General features: G+C 54.6%; 14 protein-coding genes. All 14 read left to right on the forward strand.

Annotated features, from left to right (window positions below; all coding sequences use genetic code 11):
* Positions 1 to 156 precede the first annotated feature (156 nt).
* The 14 genes from ACKPCT_RS09545 to argE all read left to right on the forward strand — a co-directional run bounded on the left by ACKPCT_RS09545 (position 157) and on the right by argE (position 17,032).
* Positions 157 to 1,167, forward strand: a complete 1,011-nt coding sequence (locus tag ACKPCT_RS09545; protein ID WP_319569064.1) for a TRAP transporter substrate-binding protein — start codon at positions 157 to 159, stop codon at positions 1,165 to 1,167.
* A 231-nt stretch (positions 1,168 to 1,398) separates the two neighbouring features.
* Positions 1,399 to 1,893, forward strand: a complete 495-nt coding sequence (locus tag ACKPCT_RS09550) for a TRAP transporter small permease (RefSeq protein ID WP_090068033.1) — start codon at positions 1,399 to 1,401, stop codon at positions 1,891 to 1,893.
* Positions 1,894 to 1,905: 12 nt separating this feature from the next.
* Positions 1,906 to 3,189 (forward strand): TRAP transporter large permease, encoded by a 1,284-nt coding sequence (locus ACKPCT_RS09555; RefSeq protein WP_319569065.1) that lies wholly within the window; start codon positions 1,906 to 1,908, stop codon positions 3,187 to 3,189.
* A 60-nt stretch (positions 3,190 to 3,249) separates the two neighbouring features.
* The gene (locus tag ACKPCT_RS09560) at positions 3,250 to 6,219 is read left to right on the forward strand and encodes an FAD-binding and (Fe-S)-binding domain-containing protein (RefSeq protein ID WP_319569066.1); all 2,970 of its coding nucleotides are present in this window, start codon (positions 3,250 to 3,252) and stop codon (positions 6,217 to 6,219) included.
* Between the two features lie 294 nt (positions 6,220 to 6,513).
* Positions 6,514 to 7,920 carry a MocR-like ectoine utilization transcription factor EhuR gene (ehuR, locus tag ACKPCT_RS09565; RefSeq protein ID WP_319569067.1) on the forward strand — a complete coding sequence of 469 codons (1,407 nt, stop codon included), beginning with the start codon at positions 6,514 to 6,516 and terminating at the stop codon, positions 7,918 to 7,920.
* A 170-nt stretch (positions 7,921 to 8,090) separates the two neighbouring features.
* Positions 8,091 to 9,125 (forward strand): TRAP transporter substrate-binding protein, encoded by a 1,035-nt coding sequence (locus ACKPCT_RS09570; RefSeq protein WP_090068025.1) that lies wholly within the window; start codon positions 8,091 to 8,093, stop codon positions 9,123 to 9,125.
* 107 nt (positions 9,126 to 9,232) lie between these two features.
* On the forward strand, positions 9,233 to 9,889 hold the full coding sequence (locus ACKPCT_RS09575) for a TRAP transporter small permease (RefSeq protein ID WP_319569068.1): 657 nt from the start codon (positions 9,233 to 9,235) through the stop codon (positions 9,887 to 9,889).
* A 9-nt stretch (positions 9,890 to 9,898) separates the two neighbouring features.
* Complete coding sequence (locus ACKPCT_RS09580; RefSeq protein ID WP_090068022.1) at positions 9,899 to 11,182, forward strand: TRAP transporter large permease; 1,284 nt, start codon at positions 9,899 to 9,901, stop codon at positions 11,180 to 11,182.
* Positions 11,183 to 11,199: 17 nt separating this feature from the next.
* Positions 11,200 to 11,646 carry a universal stress protein gene (locus tag ACKPCT_RS09585; RefSeq protein ID WP_090068020.1) on the forward strand — a complete coding sequence of 149 codons (447 nt, stop codon included), beginning with the start codon at positions 11,200 to 11,202 and terminating at the stop codon, positions 11,644 to 11,646.
* A gap of 57 nt (positions 11,647 to 11,703) precedes the next feature.
* Positions 11,704 to 12,468: an aspartate racemase/maleate isomerase family protein gene (locus ACKPCT_RS09590; RefSeq protein ID WP_319569069.1), complete on the forward strand. Its 765-nt coding sequence runs from the start codon at positions 11,704 to 11,706 to the stop codon at positions 12,466 to 12,468.
* 36 nt (positions 12,469 to 12,504) lie between these two features.
* Positions 12,505 to 13,524, forward strand: coding sequence for a hydroxyectoine utilization dehydratase EutB (gene eutB / locus ACKPCT_RS09595; protein ID WP_319569070.1), 1,020 nt, complete (start codon positions 12,505 to 12,507; stop codon positions 13,522 to 13,524).
* Positions 13,525 to 13,534: 10 nt separating this feature from the next.
* Positions 13,535 to 14,518, forward strand: a complete 984-nt coding sequence (gene eutC, locus ACKPCT_RS09600) for an ectoine utilization protein EutC (RefSeq protein ID WP_319569071.1) — start codon at positions 13,535 to 13,537, stop codon at positions 14,516 to 14,518.
* Positions 14,519 to 14,576: 58 nt separating this feature from the next.
* A complete protein-coding gene (gene doeA, locus ACKPCT_RS09605; protein WP_090068012.1) occupies positions 14,577 to 15,764 on the forward strand; it encodes an ectoine hydrolase DoeA in 1,188 nt (395 codons plus the stop codon).
* A 92-nt stretch (positions 15,765 to 15,856) separates the two neighbouring features.
* Complete coding sequence (gene argE / locus ACKPCT_RS09610; RefSeq protein WP_319569072.1) at positions 15,857 to 17,032, forward strand: acetylornithine deacetylase; 1,176 nt, start codon at positions 15,857 to 15,859, stop codon at positions 17,030 to 17,032.
* The last annotated feature ends 117 nt before the right edge of the window (positions 17,033 to 17,149 follow it).

A 17,149-nucleotide genomic window follows, 5' to 3' on the forward strand; every position in this document is an offset into this window, starting at 1 on the left:
GCTGTCTTCCGAATATTCGACTGGCAGCCTTTTGGGGGGATTTACGCAATTCGGTCAATCCGAGCGCCTGCTTTGGGAGGAATAGGAAGCTGGAACTGGATTGAAAACGGTGGAGAGGGCACCGTGCCGAACAACCAGCATAAAGCGGAGGAAAGCATGAATTTTCTAGCAAAGACGGCTCACACACTGTTGTTTGCAGCGGCCATGACACTTGCCGGTGGCCAGGTTCAAGCGGCCAGCAAGACCATCAAGGTCAGCACGGGTATTTCCGAGCAGCATTACCAGTATAAAGCACTTACAGAATTCAAGAAGTATGTTGAAGACAAATCCGGCGGCGATATCGAGGTTCAGATCTTTCCGAACGCCATGCTCGGCGGCGACCTTGAAGTGCTCGAAGCCATCAAGCTGGGCACGGTCCATATGGTGGTCCCGACCCCATCAGTACTGGGCAACTATGTAAAAGAGTTCCGCCTGCCAGATCTGCCCTATATTTTCCCGAGCAAGGAAGTTTCCGCCAAGGTTGCTCGTGGGCCATGGGCGCGCAAGCTGATGGATATGCTCGATCCGGTTGGTATTCACGGCCTGGCCATCGGCAATTTCGGCGTCCGTCATCTAACCAACCGCGTGCGTCCGATTGAATCCCTTGCTGATCTCAAGGGTATGAAAATTCGCGTGATGCAAAATCCGGTCATTCTGGATGTCTTCCGCGCCCTTGGCACCAACCCGACACCGATGAGCTTTGGCGAAGTCTTCTCCGCTCTGCAGACCGGCACCATTGACGGGCAGGAAAACCCATATGCCACGATCCTTCTCTCCCGCTTCTATGAAGTGCAGAAATATCTCTCCAACAGTGGCCACATGCATTCCTGGGATGTGCTGGTTATCGGCAAGCGCTTCTATGACAATATGAGCGCAGATCAGCAGAAGATCATCGACGAAGGCGCCAAAATCTTCGCCGAATATGAACATGAAGCATCGGCCAAGGCTGAAAAAGAAGCCCTGCAGGCTCTGATCGACACCGGAATCACCTACACGGAAATTTCCAAGGAAAATCTCGCAGAAATGCGCGAAACCGCGCTGCCCGTTATCGAGCAACACGGCAAGGATATTTCCGCAAGCATGTATGACGAATTGATTGCCGAAATCGAGAATGTCTCCGCGGAGTAGCTCCTGAGGAGAAAGCTCCTCTCTCGCAATGGTCTGATCCACCACCACCGGGAGAGGAGCCCTTTGCCTTTCGCAAATCGAGGCCAACTGGTGCCACTTTTGCTCGAACCGCATCCGATGGCCTCACCCCCGCACGAAAGGCAGCACGGCTCTCGGTTGCCGCTACCCCTTCCGAGCATAAGGAGAGGGTAATATGCAAGCTAATGTCTGCCCTGGAGGAGGTGGCAGGTCATGTTGCGCAAACTGCTTCAATATTCAGAAAAATTCGAAGAGGTGATGAGCGTCATTCTGTTCTCGCTCCTTGTCATCCTCTGTTTCATGCAGGTCGCCTTTCGGTTCGTCATCAATTTCTCCCTGTCCTGGACAGAAGAACTGGCAAACTATGATTTCATCCTGCTTGTCTATATCTCCTGCAGCCTCTGCATTCAGAAAGGAGCACATGTGAGAGTGGAGATCATCGATATCTTTGTTGTCGGTCGCCCGAAATACTGGCTGGACCAGCTACTCGACCTTGTCTGGACGGTCTTCATTTTCTCGGTCGGATGGCATGCGATTGCTATCGCTGAAGACGCGTTGATGATCGGCAAAACCACCCCCGCTCTCGACTGGCCTTATGGCTGGGTCTATGCGGTGATCCCTTTCACATTCGCCCTTATGACAGTTCGCCTCATCGAGCGGATGGTGTCTCGCCATCAGCTCTGGGTGGCCAAAGAAGAGCATCTTTAAAGGAGGCCTGAGATGAGCGGCACAATCGTCATGTTCGTGGCATTCTTCCTGCTTCTGTTTCTGGGAATGCCCATCGCCATATCCATCGGCATTTCAACGGCAATCGCCCTGATGATGACCGATATTCCCTTTAGTTTTCTCTCTCACATCGCGTTCTCTGCGCTGGACAGTTTCGTCTTTCTGGCCATTCCGCTGTTTATCATGGCGGGCTATGTGATGGAGGTGGGCGGCCTTTCCCAGAGGATCGTCGATTTCGCCTCCAGCCTTGTCGGCAGGATAACGGGCGGCTTGTCGGTAGTCACGGTTCTGGCCTGCATGTTCTTTGCGTCTATTTCCGGCTCCTCTCCTGCAACGGTGGCGGCAATTGGCGCAATGATGATCCCCTCGATGATCCGTCGTGGCTATGGCGCCGAGTTTTCTGGCGGCCTCACAGCCTGCGCGGGGTCATTGGGCATCATGATCCCACCGTCCATTCCGATGATCATTTACGCCATCAGCGCCGATCTCTCCATCGGCCAGATGTTCGTGGCAGGCATCGTTCCTGGGTTCCTCATTGGCGCGGGGCTGATCCTGGTAGCCGTTTTCATCTCATGGAAACGTGGCTACCACGGGTCAGACCAATCCTTCTCATGGTGCCGTGTCGCCAAAACGGCATGGGCGGGCAAATGGGCCTTGCTGACACCCTTTGTTGTGCTGGGCGGCATCTATTCAGGCGTCTTTACACCAACCGAGGCCGCCTGCATCACGGTGATCTATGCCCTGATCGTCAGTCTCTTCATCTATAAGGACATGAAATTCAGCGATCTGTATGAGATCACTTCGCGCTCGGCCATGACGACGGGCTCCGTGATGATCATTCTGGGCTTTGCCATGGCTTTCGCCCGCTACCTGACCATTGCTCAGATTCCCAATCAGGTCGCAGAATTGATCCTGCAGATCACCGACAACGGCACTATCATTCTCCTGTTCTTCGTGGTCATGATCACCGTTACCGGCATGTTCATGGATACGACGGCACAGATCCTGATCTACACGCCGCTGTTGCTGCCGGTGCTCGTCAAGCTGGGCATCAACCCTTATCACTTCGGTATCATTCTGGTGGTTGGCACCGAGCTTGGTCTGATTACGCCACCGGTCGGGGTCAATGTCTTTATTGCCAAATCGATCAGCGGAACAAGGCTCATTGATCTGGCGCGATCCATTCTACCTTTCGTCGCGAGTATGCTGGTCATCCAGATCCTGCTTGTCTTCCTGCCGCAGATCATCCTCTTCCTGCCGAACCTTCTCTACCCGTAACGGTCTCTTCCGGCCCTTCGGGGCCGGAGCCTCCCCTTCCGGATGACTTGATGGAGAAGAATGATGACATTGCAGATACCTGACCCTGAATATTTCAAGGCTCTTCCTTCGCTCCTTGACAGGCTGGCCCACAGCATCAAGGGCACCGTGCGCAGTGATGAAGCCAGCCGTACAATCTTTGCCAGTGATGCCTCGGCCTATCAGGAGATGCCCCTTGGCGTCGTAACCCCTGAAGACAAAGAAGACCTCATCACCATCGTTCGTTTTTGTCAGGAGCATAAGGTGCCCCTGATCCCGCGCGGGGCAGGAACGTCTCTGGCCGGTCAGGTGGTGGGCAGCGGTCTGGTTCTGGATATGCGCCGCTTCAACCGCATTCTTGACTTCAACAAAGAAGCAAAATGGGTCACGGTTGAGCCAAGCGTCATTCGCAACAGTCTCAATGACTGGCTCGCCCCTCATGGTCTGCTCTTCGGGCCGGAAACCAGCACGGCAAACCGAGCCGTTATCGGCGGCATGATCGGGAACAATTCCTGCGGCATGCATTCCATCGTCTGGGGTTCAACAAGAGATCATCTGCTCGCCTGTCGCGCCATTCTGGCAGATGGCAGTGAAGCCTCTTTCCAAGCCCTCGCACCGGAAGAATTCCACGCCAAGCGCGCAGAACAGACACTGGAGGGCTCGCTCTATGAGATGCTCTATCAGGAACTAAAGAGCGAACAGACCCGCTCAGACCTTGAAAAAGGCTATCCCAAGGCGTCCATTCGTCGTCGCAACAATGGCTATGCGCTCGATCTGCTTGCCCGTTCGAATATCTTCACTGACGGTGGGCCAGACTTCAACATGTGCAAACTGATCGCAGGATCAGAAGGCACCCTTTGCGTTCTGACCGAGGCAACACTCAATCTGGTCGAGCCACTGCCACCGGTCATCGGCGTGGTTGCCATGCATTTCGAGGATTCTATTGAATCCCTGAAGGCGACGCTTGTGGCCCTCAAATACAAGCCCACGAGCTGCGAGCTAATTGGCGCCTTCCATGTACAGCAGGCCATGGAGAACAACAAGATCAACAAATTCAACACTATCGCCCGGTGTAGCCAGTGGATTATCGGAGCACCGGAATCCATCATCGTCGTGGAACTCGCCGATGACAGCCGCGAAGCGGTAGAACGAAGGGCCGCCGCGCTCACCGCAGAATTGGCAGAGAAAAAGATGGGCTATGCCTGGCCGCTCTTCTTTGGCGAAGATGTCGAAAAGATCTGGCAGTTGCGGCGCGATCTTGGCGGCATCAACAGCTCGAAAGCGGGCGATATCAAGCCGTTTGAAGCTATAGAAGATTGCGCGGTGGATGTGGAGGATCAGCCTGCCTATGTAACCGAGCTTGAACGCATTCTGCATCGCGAAGGGGTTCAGTTCACCCACTCGGCCCATGCCGGGGACGGTGAGTTGCACACCATTCTGTTTGTCAATCACAAGACCCAAGAGGGCATTGCTTCCGTGCGCTCCGTATTGGAGCAGGTAGCCAAGCTCGTCAAACGCTTCCGCGGCTCCCTCTCCGGGGAGCATGGAGATGGACGCCTCAGGGCCGAATTCCTGCCAGAGCTTTTGGGGGACGCCAATTACCAGCTTTGCAAGCGGGTGAAATCCACCTTCGATGCATCTCACATTTTCAACCCGAACAAGATCGTCGACGCGCCACCGATGGATGTGTCCCTGCGCTATATCCCCGGCGAGGAAACGCCAGATCTGCCAACCTATTTCAATTGGGACAAGGATCAAGGTCTGATGCGCGCCGTGGAGCGTTGCTCAGGCATCGGGGAATGCAAAAAGGTGACCTCCGGCCTCATGTGCCCAAGCTATATGGGCACAAGGGAGGAGAAAGACTCCACCCGTGCCCGTGCCAATATCCTGCGCGGTTTCCTCTCGCGCACCGACAAAGCCAACCGCTATGATCACAAGGAGATCAAGGATATTCTCGATCTCTGCCTCTCCTGCAAGGGCTGCAAGAGCGAGTGTCCGGCAGGCGTCGATATGGCGCGCATGAAGGCGGAATTCCTGCAGCATTACTACGATTTGCACGGCAGCGGTTTGCGCCCCTGGCTGGTTGCTCATTTTACGACCCTGATGGGGTTGGCCCTGCCCTTTGCGCCGCTTTACAATCTCTTTATGGGCAACCGGGTTCTCTCGGCTCCGGTCAAACTGGCGGCCGGCTTTGCGCTCGACCGCAGCATGCCCGCACTCTATCGATTGAGCTTTGAAAAGCAATATAATCGGGAGATGCCGACCACGGCCAAAGCCATGCGTAAGGTTCATCTGTTTTGTGATGAGTTTACCAATGTGAATGACGCTCATATTGGCATGGCGACCGTCCACCTCCTTACGCGCCTCGGCTACGAGGTTATCCTCCTCCGCAACAAGGAAAGTGGCCGGTCGTCTCTTTCTCAAGGATTCGTCAAGCGGGCCAAGCTCTTTGCCGACAGCAATGTGGCAGCCTTTGGCGATATCGTTTCCGAAGACGCACCGATGATCGCCGTAGAGCCCTCCACCATCGCTTGTTTCAAGGATGAATATCCTGACCTTGTTGCCCCGGATCTACGCGTCAAAGCCAAGGCGCTTTCCAAAAACAGCCTGATGTTCGAGGAATTCATCGCCCGAGAGATGGATGCAGGCCATATAGGTCCCGAACACTTCACCCAAGAGGCCAAAGAGGTGCGAGTGCATGTGCATTGTCATCAAAAATCAATCTCTTCAAGCGACCTGGTCGTCAAGGTTCTATCTTTGCCCGAGAATTATCATGTAAGCGAGATTCCGAGCAGCTGCTGCGGCATGGCAGGCGCCTTTGGTTATGAGAAAGAGCATCATGCCCTTTCCATGACCATCGCCGAGCAGATCCTTCTTCCCGCCGTTCGCGAGGCCGATGAGAGCGTCATCATCGCTGCTTCGGGAACCAGTTGCCGGCATCAGATAAAAGACGGAGCCAAACGGGAGGCGCTTCACAGCGCGGAGATTCTTTTGCAAGCCCTGAAGATCTGATAAGGCCTGAAAACAAAATGACGCATGGCCGAGAATTTAGCCTTGGGTGGAGTGGCAAGGCATGTGGGCGGGAGGCTTTTCTTTCAACAGAAGAAGGCCCCTCGCCTGCAATTCTTATCAAGCTACATGCCCGCTCGTAGATAATCCTTTCACCGATTGCACCCTGAATTGAACACAAAGAGCGAGCGCAACCCACCCCATGCAACTCAAATCATTATGAAAAATTGGAATATGTACTGATAATAGTGTCATCTATATTGCCAAATTGTACTGATATTGCTAATCACTATTTTCATGACAAATTGGTGGCCAGATCCTGCAAAGCTCAAAAGACCCGTCTACAAGACCTTGCAGGGATTGATAATTGACGCGATCGATGCGGGAGATCTGCAACCGGGGGACCGGATGCCGACCCACCGTGATTTCGCCTACAAACTCAACATCTCCGTGCAAACTGTTTCACGCACTTATGACGCCCTGTGCAAGCTGGGCTATCTGGCTGGAGAAGTCGGACGCGGCACCTATGTGCGTTATCGCGAGACGACAGACACCCCGATGCCCTTTGTACCGAACCGACAGGAAGGGCTGATCGACCTCTCCATGCTCAAGCCGGTCACCTCGTCGCTGCATTACGACACCATGCAGAAGGGTCTTGAGGAGTTGTCACGGGATTTTACCAAGGATCTGGTGCAATCCTTTCGTCCTGAAGAAGCCTTTCGCGAGCATATAAAGATCGCCTGCCGCTGGCTGAAATCCCATCACATTCATGCGGACCCAAGCCACACCACTTATACGAACGGCGCCATTCCTGCGCTGGTTGCCTCCATCATGAGTGCCGCGCCTCCGGGATCTACGATTTGCGCTGAAGAGGTCAGCTTTCACAGCATCCGCCCCTTATGCGAGTATCTTGGTGTGCGCCTTGAAACCGCCGGTATGGACGAGGAAGGCCTGATACCGGAGCAATTCGAAGCGCTCTGTCAGAACCACTCCATCCGAGCCCTTGTGATTTCGCCGACCGTCTCTAACCCCAGAGCCTATGTGATGGGGAGTGCAAGGCGGCAAGAAATCCTTGATATTGCGAGAAGAAATGACGTCTTTATCATCGAGAATGATGTCTTGGGCACCTTGATCAAAAATGCCCCACCGACGCTGCATCAGCTCGATCCGGAGCGCGTTTTCTACATTACATCCTTCTCCAAAACCATCATGCCCGGCTTGCGCGTCGGACTCCTGATCACCCCTCCTTCCATGTATATTGTCACCAAAAACCGCCATTTGGTTACCAACTGGATGGCCAACCCCCTGACAGTCGACTTACTGACGCACTGGTTTGATAATGGCACGGCAGACCATCTCATATCGTGGCAAGCCCGCGCTCTACAGCAGCGACAGAAGCTTGCAGCCAGATTGCTCAAGGGCCACAGCTATTTGAATCACAAATGCGCACCTCACATCTGGATTCCACTTCCCAAGATTTGGCAAGAAAGTGAATTTGTGGAAAGAGCGCGGAAAAATAATGTAGCGATTGCGGGCAGTTTACCCTTCATCATGGCAGAACATTCAAATGAAGGTGACCCCATCAAACTCAACTCCGTCAGAGTGGCTCTGGGGCCTTGCAGTGAGGAGCAATTGACCCACGCCCTCAACATCATAGCAACCCTATTGGGGGCAGGATCCGAGAAACCGTTGCCTATGTTTTAGGCCAACTGCCGTTGAAATTTTACTCATTTGCATAGCGTTGAAACAGAGTCAGTCTTTAGGCTCAAGTTAAATTGTCATGATTTAATGTTTCAATTGACCTGAAATTGTCTCTGTTTGATTGTGTGGCAACAACAATAAAAACGCATTCATATCCGACAACGAGGGAAGTGATGAAAACTCCATTTGTTAAAAAATTATGTACGGCAACATCTGTTGCCTCCCTGCTCGCCGGTTTTGCTCTTGTGCCTTCCATGGCCCAGGCGGACACCTGGAAATATGCTATCGAAGAAGCCATCAACGAAGTGCAGGGCGTATACGCAACCAAATTCAAAGAAGAAATTGAAGCCAATTCCGACCATGAGGTTCAGATTTTCCCTTATGGCACACTTGGCGAATCTGCCGATACCATGGAACAGACCCAGGCAGGCATCCTGCAGTTCGTTGACCAGTCTCCCGGGTTCACCGGCGCCCTGATCCCGGAAGCGCAGGTCTTCTTTGTACCTTACCTCTTGCCGACCGACACCGAAAAACTCAACGAGTTCTTCCGCACCTCCAAAGCAATCAATGAAGATTTCATGGGTCTTTACGCCGAGCAGGGCCTTGAGCTGCTCAAGATGTTCCCGGAAGGCGAAGTCGCCATGACCACCAAGGAACCGGTGCATAGCCCGGAAGATCTCAACGAGGTCAAGTTCCGCGTCATGACCAACCCGCTTCTGGTGGAAGCCTATCAGGCCTTTGGCGCCACTCCTACTCCGTTGCCGTGGGGCGAAGTGTATGGCGGTCTTCAGACCAACATCATTCAGGGACAGGAAAACCCGACGTCATTCATCGAATCCACCAAGCTGTATGAAGTCACCGACGTCATCACCTATGCGGGTCACAGCAATTTCACGACCGCAGTCATGGCCAACAAGGAATTCTATGACGGCCTGAGCGATGGCGATAAAGAGCTGGTTCAGAATGCAGCAACCGCAGCTTTCGATTATATCCTCGACTATCAGAAGGGGCTTGAAAAAGAAGCTCTTGATGCAATCAAGGAAGCCAAGCCATCCATCGAGGTCAATGTGTTGACCGAAGAAGAACGCGCTCCGTTCAAGGCAGCTGCTGCCAAGGTGGAAGCCAAGTTCATCGAGATGACCGGCGACAGCGGCAAGGCCATTCTGGATCAGATGAAAGCTGATCTGGAAGCCGTCTCTGCGGACTGATCAAAAGCCAACCGGTAGCGGGAAATGCCTTGGGCGTCTTTCTGCTACCGGAGCAGGATTTCCAGTCTAGGTATCAGCCTCCCTCTTATGCCCGATAGAACAGGGCCATGAGCGCTGGTGCCCTGACCATGCTGGAAGCGGGCTTTTGCTGTCCGCTTCTTTTCCTTGGTTTTTGCTTCAGTTGGGAGCTTGCCATGTCCATGGACAATCATTCGGACACGACCCTGCCGGGCGTGCTGGGGCTGATTGACATATCGATCGCCAAGATCGAGTCAATGATGCTGGCCCTTGGGGTCATTCTCATGGCGACCAATACCGTCGCCAACGTTATCGGTCGTTTTGTTTTTCAGAACAGTATTTTCTTTTCTGAAGAACTGAACCGTTTTCTGATCGTTCTGATCACTTTCTCTGGCATCTCTTATGCTGCCAGACAGGGGCGACATATTCGCATGTCAGCAATTTTTGACAAGCTGATGTCTCCTGCACGCAAGGTGCTCATGATTATCATCGCGATCTGCACAGCGGTGATCATGCTCGCGCTGGCCTATTTTTCCTTCTCCTACATTCTCACAGTCGCCAAATCGGGTCGTGTTCTGCCTGCTTTGCAGATCCCGGTCTACTGGATCTATCTGTGGGTGCCGGTTGGGCTGTTCCTGACCGGGCTGCAATATATTCTGACTGCCATTCGCAACATCTCGTCCAAGGATATCTATCTTTCCAGCCAGGTGCTTGAGGGATATTCCGAAGACGAATACGAGGTTTAGGAGCGTATCATGGCTATTACGATGTTCCTCGTCATGGTGGCGCTGCTGCTAATCGGGTTCCCCATGATGGTGCCGCTGATGGCAGGTGCTTCCATCGGCTTCTATTCCATGTTTGGCGGCTTCGGCAAAATGGATTTCATGGTTCAGCAGTTCATGGCGGGCATTCGGCCAGCCTCACTGATTGCGGTGCCCATGTTCATTCTGGCCGCAGATATCATGACAAGAGGTCAGTCTGCCGGTCGCCTAATCGACATGGTGATGAAATTTGTCGGCCACATCAAAGGCGGTCTGGCCGTGACCACAGCTGCAGCCTGTACATTGTTCGGTGCCGTTTCAGGCTCGACGCAGGCAACTGTGGTTGCCGTTGGCTCGCCCTTGCGCCCACGCATGCTCAAGGCAGGTTACAAGGATTCCTTTGTGCTGGCCCTGATCGTCAACTCGAGCGATATCGCCTTTCTCATTCCGCCATCCATCGGCATGATCATTTATGGCGTTGTGTCCAACACGTCCATCGCCGAGCTGTTCATCGCGGGCATCGGTCCGGGGCTGTTGATCCTGTCGCTCTTTTCGATCTACAGCATCATCTATGCCTATGTGAATGATGTCCCTACCGAACCGAAAGCAAGCTGGAAAGAGCGCTTTGAAGCGGTTTTGGGGGCAATCTGGCCTCTTGGCTTCCCGGTTATCATCGTTGGCGGCATTTACGGCGGCATCTTCTCGCCCACCGAAGCGGCTGCGGTCTGTGTCTTTTATGCGGTGGTGCTGGAGATGATCGTCTTCCGGTCTCTCAACTTTGGAGATCTTTACGAGATCTCCAAGTCTACAGGCCTGATCACGGCGGTTGTCTTCATTCTGGTTGCCGCAGGGGCAGCCTTCTCATGGGTCATTTCCTTTGCCCAGATCCCACAGCATATTCTGGCAGCCATCGGCATTTCGGAAATGGGAGCAATCGGGGTACTGATTGTCATTTCCCTGTCCTTCTTCATTGGCTGCATGTTTGTGGATCCGATTGTGGTTATCCTGATCTTGGTGCCGATCTTTGCACCGGTCATCAAATCTGTCGGACTGGATCCGGTTCTGGTGGGAACCATCATCACACTTCAGGTGGCTATTGGCTCAGCGACGCCGCCCTTCGGGTGTGATATTTTCACAGCGATGGCAATTTTCCGACGCCCTTATTTCGATGTTATCAAGGGAACCCCACCATTCATCTTCATGCTGGTCATGGTGTCAGCATTGCTGATCATGTTCCCGCAGATTGCATTGTTCCTGCGTGATATCGCGTTTCGCTAAATGGGAGGAGATGGCGAATGTTTGAAAGGATAATCGTGCCGATAGACGGCTCACCCTGTTCTCTGAATGCACTGGAAAAAGCAGTCGAACTTCAGAAATTGTGCGGGCTCGACTGTGTGCTCAAGATCATCTGTGTCTATCGCCATCAAGGGGCGCGAGAGGCTTCGGTCTCCATGGTGCGCCCCTCCACCCCTGATGTCATCGACAAGGCCCTGTCCCAGCATGCACGCGAAGTGGTGCAGGACGCCAAAAACAGGGCCTTCGAGATGGGCGGGCGCAACGTCACCGCCCATGTCATGCAAGGGCCAACGGCGCGCACCATCATGCGCTTTGCCTCAGAGCATCAGGGCGACCTGATTGTCATGGGCGGGCGTGGCTATGGCGATCTGGAAGCCCTGCTTCTGGGCAGCGTCTCACACAAGGTGACGAGCCTTGCCCATTGTCCCGTTATGATCGTGCGTTGAGCACCCGCGCATTTTGCTTTGGTGAAAAGAAACAAGAACAGAAAAGAAGAACAGGCCATGGTGACCCAACTCAATCTGACCTTATCCCTGCGCAACAAGACCGTTCCCTGTCGGGTGGGCCTTTTGCTGTTGGAAACGGACCATACGACCGAGCTGGAATTTGCGCGGCACATGCCGCACGATCTGGTCGGAGTCTATGCCAATCGGGTCACCTATGCCAATCCCACCACGCCGGAAAATCTGCGCAAAATGGTGCCCCTTCTGGGGGAACGGACCGAGCAGATTTTGCCAGAGGCGGATCTTGATGTGGTCTATTATGGCTGCACCTCAGCCTCCTTTGTTATTGGCGACGATGTCGTGGCAAGCGAGATTAACAAGGCCAAGCCGACCGCAAGCGTGGTAACGCCTACATTGGCAGCCCTTGAGGCCTGTCACCAGTTACGCGTCGGCTCTCTGGCCATCCTGACGCCTTATCTGCCCGAAACCAGCGCACCGCTGGAACCCTATTTCACAGAGCGAGGCATTTCGGTCGTCAAACATTCCTGCCTTGGCATAGAGGATGACCGCATCATGGCGGCGCTCGATGCCCGCAGTCTCATTCAGGCGGCCACTGAGGCCGATCATCCGGACGCGGATGCCCTGTTCATTTCCTGCACGGCACTGCGCGCGCTGGAAGTGGTGCCCGAGCTTGAGAAGCGTCTTGGCAAACCGGTCATCACCAGCAATCAGGCGGCCATCTGGTACATCCTGCGTCTTCTTGGCCTGCCGCAACCCGTCCGCAACAGCTGCCAGCTGTTTCACACCCTGCCTGAAGCCGCCTGACAGGGGTTCATTCACGCCACTCTTTCGAGGCCTGCCATGACCCGCCCGCACCAAGTCCCCTCGCCCGACGCCTTTCAGTCGCCTCCCATATCCCTCTCTGACATTCTGCAAGCGCAAAGACGCATAGCACCTCATATAGTGCAAACGCCCATGCGCCATTCGCAAACCCTTTGCGAGAAGACCGGCGGCGGGATTTATCTCAAGATGGAACATCGCCAGCATACTGGTAGCTTCAAGCTAAGGGGTGCCACCAATGCCGTGCTTTCGCTGACTGATGAGCAGAAAGCTAAAGGTATCGCTGCAGTTTCGACTGGCAACCATGGGCGCGGCCTTGCCTTTGCTGCCCGCAATGCCGGGGTGCGTTGCGTTATCGCCATGTCCGAGTTGGTACCGCAGAACAAACGAGACGGCATCGCAGCATTGGGAGCTGAAGTGGTCATACACGGCCGCTCGCAAGACGAAGCACAACAGGCAGTCGATCGCATGGTTGCCGAAGACGGTATGGCGACTATTCCCCCCTTTGATCATGCCGACGTTATCGCCGGTCAGGGCACGCTTGGCTTGGAGATCTTGCAGGACCTTGCCGATATCGACACCGTGCTGGTGCAGCTTTCCGGCGGCGGGCTGATTTCAGGTGTGGCTGCCGCGATCAAGGGCATCTCCCCCAAGACACGCATTATCGGCATTTCCATGCAGCGGGGCGCTGCAATGCATGCCAGCCTTGAGGCGGGCAAACCGGTACAGGTGGAAGAATTGCCGACACTGGCGGATTCCCTTGGCGGCGGCATTGGTCTTGAGAACAGCTACACTTTTGCGATGACACAAGCCCTCGTCGACGAGGTGATCCTGCTGAGCGAGGAAGAGATCGCCGAAGGCGTACGTCATGCCTATTGGCAGGAAGAAGAAATTTTAGAGGGGGCTGGCGCTGTCGGGATCTCGGCCTTGCTTACCGGCAAGATCGAGGCCCCGGGGCGCTGCGTGGCCATCCTGTCGGGTCGCAACATCGATATGTCCATGCATCACAAGCTGATTTCCGGCGAAATGGTTACGCTTTAAGGAGGCACCGATGTCCATTCTCATTCTGTCTGAACAGGATTCACGCCAAGCGGTCACACTGGATGCCGAGAGTGTCTCTTGCATCGAAGAGGCAATCGAGAGCCTTGCAACAAAGCAGGTCGTCATGCCGCCGATCCTGTCGATGGAAATTCCCGAATTCAATGGTGAAGTGGATGTCAAAACCGCCTATGTTCCCGGCCTGGATAGCTTTGCCATCAAGATCAGCCCGGGCTTTTTTGACAATCCCAAGCTCGGCCTACCCAGCCTTAACGGCCTGATGGTTTTATTTTCCGCCCAGACCGGCATCGTGGAAGCGGTGCTGCTAGACAATGGCTATTTGACCGACCTGCGCACCGCCGCCGCAGGCGCTGTTGCGGCCAAGGCTCTGTCGCGGGCCGATTCCAAGGTGGCTACAATTTATGGTACGGGCCTTCAGGCGCGTTTGCAGCTGGAAGCCCTGTGCCTTGTCCGCCCGATTACCTCCGCCCGCATCTGGGGACGTTCGCCAGACAAGGTGAAGGCGACAGCCAGCGAGCTAAGCGAAAAGCTCGGCATCGACATAAAAGCCTTCGAAAGCGGGCAAGGGGCCGCCAAGGGCGCTGACATTCTGGTGACCACGACACCATCGCAATCTCCCATTCTGATGGCCGACTGGCTGGAGCCGGGCCAACATGTCACTGCCATGGGGTCGGACGCCGATTACAAGAATGAAATCGAACCAGCCATCATCGGCAAGGCCAATCTCTATGTCGCCGATCGCCTGACACAGACACGCAAGCTGGGCGAATTGCGTTCGGCGATCGCAGCGGCTGTTGTCACCGGAGAGACTCAGTTTCCCGAGCTAGGCACTATCGTTGCCGGAGCGCGTCCGGGCCGGGAAACAGAGGCGGATATCACCGTATGTGATCTGACCGGCATGGGCGTGCAGGACACCGCGATTGCGACGCTCGCCCGCCAACGCGCCATGGCGCTAAAGGCCGGAGCCGAATTTTAAATCTAATAGGAATTCGTGATTACGAAACATTCAAGACAAGAAGGAACCGAGCATGACAATGGAACATGTGAAGCCAAGACTATTCTTCACTCAGGAAGAATATGACCGGCGGCTGGCCAAGACACGCAAGGCCATGCAGATGAAAGGCGTTGACGTCCTTATCTGCACTGAACCGGCCAACATGGCGTGGCTGACCGGCTATGACGGCTGGTCATTCTATGTGCATCAGTGCGTCATCGTGACGATGGAAGGCCAGCCGATCTGGTATGGCCGCACGCAGGATGCCAACGGCGCAAAAGTGACCTGTTATCTGGATCACGAGAATATCCTGAGCTATCCGGATCATTATGTGCAATCCACCGAGCGCCATCCTATGGATCTGCTCTCGGCCATTCTGATCGACAAGGGCTTTTCCTCGGCCAGCATCGGTCTGGAGATGGATAACTATTATTTCTCTGCCGCAGCTTATTGTTCCCTACTCAAGCATATGCCCAACGCCAAGTTCGTGGACTGCAATGTGCTCGTCCATTGGCAGCGTGCGGCCAAGTCAGAGCCTGAGCTGGAGATGATGCGAACCGCTGGCCGGATCGTCGAAGCCATGCATGCCCGCATTCGGGAGCATGCCCGTCCCGGCCTTCCCAAGAACGAGCTGGTTGCCGAGATCTATGACGCGTCCTTGCGCGGCGTTGAAGGCATCGGAGGCGACTATGCCGCCATCGTTCCGCTTCTGCCATCGGGCGCGGATGCCTCGGCCCCGCACCTCACATGGGATGACCGCCCCTTCAAGCTTGGCGAAGGCACCTTCTTTGAAGTGGCCGGTAGCTATCATCGCTATCATTGCCCGCTGTCTCGTTCGGTCTTCATGGGCAAGCCAACCCAGCAGTTTCTTGATGCCGAGAAAGCAGTTCTGGAAGGGATGGAAGCCGGGCTTGAAATGGCCAAGGTGGGCAATGTCTGCGAAGACATCGCCAATGCCTTCTTTGGGGTGTTGAAGAAATACGGCATCGTCAAGGACAACCGGACCGGCTATCCGATCGGTCTGGCCTATCCGCCGGATTGGGGCGAACACACCATGAGTTTGAGAGCCGGTGACAGAACGGTTCTGGAAGAAGGCATGACCTTCCACTTCATGACCGGCCTGTGGCAGGACGGATGGGGTCTGGAGATCACCGAAAGCATCGCCATTGGCACCAACGGGCCGGAATGTCTGGCCAACGTACCGCGTGAACTGGTCATCGTCGACTAGGGAAAGACAAGCGTGTCGGGCCGCCCTCAAATCTTTGCTTGTGGCAAGCAAGAACGAGAGTGGCCCGACCTCCATTCAGCCTGGAGGTAGGTATGCAGCAGCTGCTTGAAAAGACAAAAGAAATACTGGCGCAACTGGTGGCTTTCGAAAGCCTCTCGGGGCAATCCAATCTTGATATGATTGACTATATCACGAGCTATCTGGCCAGCCATGGCGTGGAAGCAAAGCTGTCTTATGATGAGACGGGCAACAGAGCCAACCTCTTTGCTTCCATCGGGCCTGATGTAGAAGGCGGCATCGTGCTCAACGGACATACCGATGTCGTTCCGGCTCGAGGGCAGCCATGGACGCACGACCCGTTTGACCTATTGGAAAAAGACGGCAAGCTCTATGGTCGCGGCGCGGTCGACATGAAGGGGTTTCTTGCCTGCGCTCTGGCGATGGTTCCCCATTTCAAGGCAACAGACCTCAAGCGGCCGATCCTGTTTTCCTGTTGCTATGACGAGGAAATCGGCGGCTTCGGCGCGCCCATATTGGCGCGGGATATCATTGCGCGAGGCCCCAAACCCTCCGTTGCCATTGTTGGTGAGCCAACCTTGATGAACCTGGTCAATGGCCACAAGGCAGGCTATGAAATGCATACGGACCTCATCGGCCTTTCCGCCCATGCCTCCGACCCGCGCAAGGGCATGAATGCCATCGAATTTGCTGCACGCTATATCGGCAAGATCATCGAAATTGCAGATCGCTGTTCGATCAACCCGGATCTGCAAACCCCCTTCGAGCCTCCTTATACCACGTTCAATATTGGCACGATCAACGGTGGCGTTGCCCGCAACATCACCGCCAACAGTTGCTCGATTGACTGGGAATTGCGCCCTATTCCTTCCGATGACGGACGGGCCATTCTGGCCGAGTTGCAATATTTCTGTGATGACGAATTGCTGCCGCTGATGAGGCAAAGCTACCCCGAGGCAGAGATCCGAACTATCATCGAAGCAGACGTTCCGCCGCTCTGGGCAGATGAATCCTCTGCAGCTGTGCAATTCGTACGCCGGATCACCGGCATCAATAACAGCGAAGTGGTCTCATTCGGCACCGATGCAGGGCATTTCGAGCGTGTCGGCATCTCGACAGTGGTATTCGGACCCGGCTCGATCAATCAGGCTCACAAGCCCGATGAATATATCGAAGTCTCTGAAATATCACGCTGTCTTTCCTTTTTGAGCGACATCTCGGATCATCTGGAAAGCCTCGACAGCGACTAGTGCGAGCCCTCACCAAACGGGCAGAAGATGAATCCTCTGCCCGATAGGGTCCGGGCAGATTTTTGCTCTGAAATTGCAACCATCTTTGGAGGCACATTCGCTTCCTCATGGCCCACT

This window comes from Cohaesibacter marisflavi (genome assembly GCF_963665895.2).
In the GTDB taxonomy this organism is placed as follows: domain Bacteria; phylum Pseudomonadota; class Alphaproteobacteria; order Rhizobiales; family Cohaesibacteraceae; genus Cohaesibacter; species Cohaesibacter marisflavi.

What these genes read in the sequence shown, in the direction of transcription:
- ACKPCT_RS09570 (WP_090068025.1), top strand. Translation starts at nt 8,091, where the DNA reads ATGAAAACTCCATTTGTTAAAAAATTATGTACGGCAACATCTGTTGCC.
- eutC (WP_319569071.1), top strand. Translation starts at nt 13,535, where the DNA reads ATGTCCATTCTCATTCTGTCTGAACAGGATTCACGCCAAGCGGTCACA.
- ehuR (WP_319569067.1), top strand. Translation starts at nt 6,514, where the DNA reads ATGACAAATTGGTGGCCAGATCCTGCAAAGCTCAAAAGACCCGTCTAC.
- ACKPCT_RS09585 (WP_090068020.1), top strand. Translation starts at nt 11,200, where the DNA reads ATGTTTGAAAGGATAATCGTGCCGATAGACGGCTCACCCTGTTCTCTG.
- argE (WP_319569072.1), top strand. Translation starts at nt 15,857, where the DNA reads ATGCAGCAGCTGCTTGAAAAGACAAAAGAAATACTGGCGCAACTGGTG.
- ACKPCT_RS09560 (WP_319569066.1), top strand. Translation starts at nt 3,250, where the DNA reads ATGATGACATTGCAGATACCTGACCCTGAATATTTCAAGGCTCTTCCT.
- ACKPCT_RS09580 (WP_090068022.1), top strand. Translation starts at nt 9,899, where the DNA reads ATGGCTATTACGATGTTCCTCGTCATGGTGGCGCTGCTGCTAATCGGG.
- ACKPCT_RS09555 (WP_319569065.1), top strand. Translation starts at nt 1,906, where the DNA reads ATGAGCGGCACAATCGTCATGTTCGTGGCATTCTTCCTGCTTCTGTTT.
- eutB (WP_319569070.1), top strand. Translation starts at nt 12,505, where the DNA reads ATGACCCGCCCGCACCAAGTCCCCTCGCCCGACGCCTTTCAGTCGCCT.
- ACKPCT_RS09550 (WP_090068033.1), top strand. Translation starts at nt 1,399, where the DNA reads ATGTTGCGCAAACTGCTTCAATATTCAGAAAAATTCGAAGAGGTGATG.
- ACKPCT_RS09575 (WP_319569068.1), top strand. Translation starts at nt 9,233, where the DNA reads ATGAGCGCTGGTGCCCTGACCATGCTGGAAGCGGGCTTTTGCTGTCCG.
- ACKPCT_RS09590 (WP_319569069.1), top strand. Translation starts at nt 11,704, where the DNA reads ATGGTGACCCAACTCAATCTGACCTTATCCCTGCGCAACAAGACCGTT.
- doeA (WP_090068012.1), top strand. Translation starts at nt 14,577, where the DNA reads ATGGAACATGTGAAGCCAAGACTATTCTTCACTCAGGAAGAATATGAC.
- ACKPCT_RS09545 (WP_319569064.1), top strand. Translation starts at nt 157, where the DNA reads ATGAATTTTCTAGCAAAGACGGCTCACACACTGTTGTTTGCAGCGGCC.